The 3,426-nt window shown below is 71.5% G+C and carries 4 protein-coding genes; 3 read left to right on the top strand and 1 reads right to left on the bottom strand.

Features of this window, described 5'->3' with window-relative positions:
* Together ACIQZO_RS40385 and ACIQZO_RS40390 are read left to right on the top strand one after the other, a co-directional pair.
* On the top strand, positions 1 to 136 hold a 136-nt coding region (locus ACIQZO_RS40385), incomplete at its 5' end, for an adenosylhomocysteinase (protein ID WP_398675777.1).
* Positions 137 to 264: 128 nt separating this feature from the next.
* Positions 265 to 885 (top strand): hypothetical protein, encoded by a 621-nt coding sequence (locus ACIQZO_RS40390; RefSeq protein WP_403636402.1) that lies wholly within the window; start codon positions 265 to 267, stop codon positions 883 to 885.
* Between the two features lie 4 nt (positions 886 to 889).
* Here the strand turns inward: ACIQZO_RS40390 and ACIQZO_RS40395 are convergent, their stop codons facing one another.
* Positions 890 to 1,876 carry an RDD family protein gene (locus ACIQZO_RS40395; protein ID WP_403636398.1) on the bottom strand — a complete coding sequence of 329 codons (987 nt, stop codon included), beginning with the start codon at positions 1,874 to 1,876 and terminating at the stop codon, positions 890 to 892.
* Between the two features lie 114 nt (positions 1,877 to 1,990).
* Here ACIQZO_RS40395 and ACIQZO_RS40400 point away from each other — a divergent pair, with 114 nt between their 5' ends.
* Positions 1,991 to 2,998, top strand: a complete 1,008-nt coding sequence (locus ACIQZO_RS40400; RefSeq protein ID WP_403636400.1) for a stage II sporulation protein M — start codon at positions 1,991 to 1,993, stop codon at positions 2,996 to 2,998.
* Positions 2,999 to 3,426: the final 428 nt, after the last annotated feature.

The raw sequence follows: 3,426 nt of genomic DNA on the forward strand, positions 1-3,426 counted from the left end.
GCACCTCGACGAGAAGGTCGCCCGCCTGCACCTGGACGCGCTCGGCGTGCGCCTGACCACGCTCCGCCCGGAGCAGGCCGCCTACATCGGCGTCCCGGTCGAGGGCCCGTACAAGCCGGACCACTACCGCTACTGATCAAGCCCTGATCAGCCTCTGATCAGCGGCCGCAGTACGTGAAGCAGGCCCCCGGCACCCGTGCCGGGGGCCTGCCCCGTATCCCTCGTACCTCTCGACAGCCCCCGAACCCAAGAAGAGTGCGCACCATGCCCCGCGGCCGCTACTCGCTCCACGACCCGCACGACCACACCCCCCTCGGCGAGGAGCACTTCCACTGCGCCCCCGGCCCCTCCGGCTGGCGCTACGTCTCCCAGCTCACAGGCCCGGGCGGCGACCACCGCGGCTCCGTGGACCTGGCGATCGACGAGCTGGGCCGCCCCATCCGCATGGAGGTCAACGCCGCCAGCTGGCAGGTGCGCGGCGCCGCCATCGACGGGGTCACCTGGGTCCGTACGGACCCCACCGGCACCGAGGCCACCGAGGGCAACATCGCCGCCCCCGGCTTCACCGGCACGTCCCCGGCCTTCCTCGTCGCCACGTCCCGCCTGCTGCGCCTGACCCCCGGCGCCCCCGAGACCCGCGTCCGGCTCCTGGCCCTCACCGACCCGGTGCTCGCACCCCGTACGGTCGACCAGGCCTGGGCCCTGCTGGGCCGCGAGGAACACCCCACGGACAGCGGCCCGCTCCTGGTGGACGCGTACCGGGTCAGCGCACTGGACACGGGTGAGGTCCACACGATCCACATCGCCGGGGACGTGGTCCTCTCCGCCCCCGGCATCGAACTCGAACACCTGGAGACGCCGCCCTCGGCCTTCGAGGAGCAGTGACCCCTCAGGCGGGCGGCGCGAACCCGCCGGCCCGCGGAGCCTCCGCGGGAGCCGCGGCGGGCGCCGGCGTCGGCGCCGTTACGGGCATCGGCATCGGCGCGGGCATGGGCATCGGCATCGGCGCGGGATGAGGCGCGAATCCGGGCCCGAAACCGGCTCCCGGCCCGGCTCCCGGCCCGGTTCCGGGGCCGGTTCCGGGGCCGGTTCCGGGGCCGAACCCGTGCCCCGGACCGGCAGCGGCGGACGGCCGGAAGGCCCGCGCGGCGTCCCGCGACTGCCGCTCGTGCACCACGGCCATCAGGAACGCGGCAGCCGACACCCCGGCCGGCGGCGGAGCCCCCGTACGCGCGACCAGATCGTCCGCGAGCCGCACCGCCATCGCGGCACCCACCTGCGGATCCAGCTGGTTCATCCGCGTCAGGTACTGGCGGATCGCCAGCCACAAACCGTCCGGCACCGCCGACAGATCCAGCCCGGCGAACCGCCCGGCCAGCCACGGCGGCGGCGGAGGCACCGGCATCACCCGCGCCCCCGGCACCCGCTCCCGGACCACCAGCGTCCCGGCGAACACGTCCCCGAGCCGCCGACCGCGCGCCGACACCAGCGAGGCGATGCACGCGATCGACCCGAAGGTCAGGATCAGCTCCACGATCCCCATGGCCCCGCGGACCATCGCATGCCGGAACCGGATCGGCCCGCCGTCGTCCCGTACGACCCGCAGCCCGCAGGCGAGCTTGCCGAGCGAACGCCCGTGGGACAGCGTCTCCACGGCGATCGGCACACCCACCACCAGCAGCAGGAAGCTCGCCACCCCCACGGCCGCCCGGGCCGCCTCGTCGAGCGAGGCGGTCGCCATGGTCAGCCCGACGGAGATGATCACGTACCCGGTGATGTACACGGCGAGGTCCAGGAGGATCGCCAGCCCGCGGCTCGGCAGCCGCGCGGGCCTCAGCCCCAGGACGACCGCGTCCCCCGTCACCAGATCGCTCACCACAGCACCTCTCATGTGACCCGCCCCCCGCCCCTACGGCATCCAGTCTGCCAAGCTGACCACACTAGGAATAGGCAGTGGCCAGGGGACCTGGGACAGGGGAGCGGCAACCGGATGGATCTCGACGTCTTCGTGACCGCACACCGGGCGGAGTGGGACCGGCTCGAGCAGCTCCTGGGCCGCGGCCGCAGACTCACCGGCGAGGAGGCCGACGAACTCGTCGCGCTCTACCAGCGCACCTCCACCCACCTCTCCCGGATCCAGTCCAGCGCCCCGGACCCGATGCTCACCGGCCGGCTGACCCAGCTGGTCGCCCGCGCCCGCGCCACCGTGACGGGCACCCGCCGGGCAGGCTGGCGCGACGCCGCCCTCTTCTTCACGGTGAGCTTCCCGGCCGCGGTCTACCGCAGCCGCCGCTGGTGGATACCGACCGCGCTGCTCTCCACGGCGCTCGGGGTGCTCATCGGCTGGTGGATAGCCACGCACCCGGAGGTCCAGGGCGCCATCGCGGCCCCCGAGGACCTGAAGGCGCTCACGCAGCCGGGCGGTGAGTACGAGACGTACTACTCCAGCCACCCCGCGGGCTCCTTCGCCGCCCAGGTCTGGACGAACAACGCCCAGGCGGCCGCGATCTGCCTGGTCCTGGGCGCCTTCCTGGGGATTCCGGTGCTCTGGATCCTCTTCCTGAACATGGCCAACCTCGGCGTCGGCCTCGGCCTGATGGCCTCGGCCGGCCGCCTCGACGTCTTCCTCGGGCTGATCCTCCCGCACGGACTGCTCGAACTGACGGCGGTCTTCGTGGCCGCGGGCATGGGCCTGCGCCTGGGCTGGACGGTCATCGACCCGGGCCCCCGCACCCGCCGTACGGCCCTCGCGGAACAGGGCCGCACCGCACTCGGCATGGCCATCGGCCTCGCGGTGGTCCTCTTCATCTCGGGCCTGATCGAGGGCTTCGTGACTCCGTCGGGCCTCCCGACCTGGGCCCGGATCACGATCGGTGTCGCGGCCGAGGCGGCCTTCCTGCTCTACGTCTTCGTCCTGGGCGGCAGGGCCGCCCGCGCCGGCGAGGTGGGGGACGTGGAGGCGGCCGACCGGACGGCGACGCTCCCGACCGCGGCCTGATGTGCGTACGAGCCCGTTGAGCTGCTAGTCTCCTCGTCGTCCCGCGAACACCGTTGACACGGAGCGCGCGGGGAGGTAGATTCGAACGGTTGCCTCGAACTGGACAAGTTCGGCAGCGATGGTTTAAACTCTCTCTCACCCCCAATGCGGAATTGAATTCCAGTGGGGTACCGCCGTCTCTTCGTTCAGGAATCCGAAGCCGGGAAATCCGGTGGAAAACTTCTGATAGAGTCGGAACCGCCGGAAAGGAAAGCGCGAAAGCGAAAACCTGGAAAGCACCGAGGAAGTCGGACACGAAAGAGTCTGATAGAGTCGGAAACGCAAGAACAGAATGAAAGCCCGGAGGAAAGCCCGAGAGGGTGAGTACAAAGGAAGCGTCCGTTCCTTGAGAACTCAACAGCGTGCCAAAAATCAACGCCAAAAGTTGA

Source organism: Streptomyces sp. NPDC097617 (assembly GCF_044761485.1).
GTDB lineage: Bacteria > Actinomycetota > Actinomycetes > Streptomycetales > Streptomycetaceae > Streptomyces.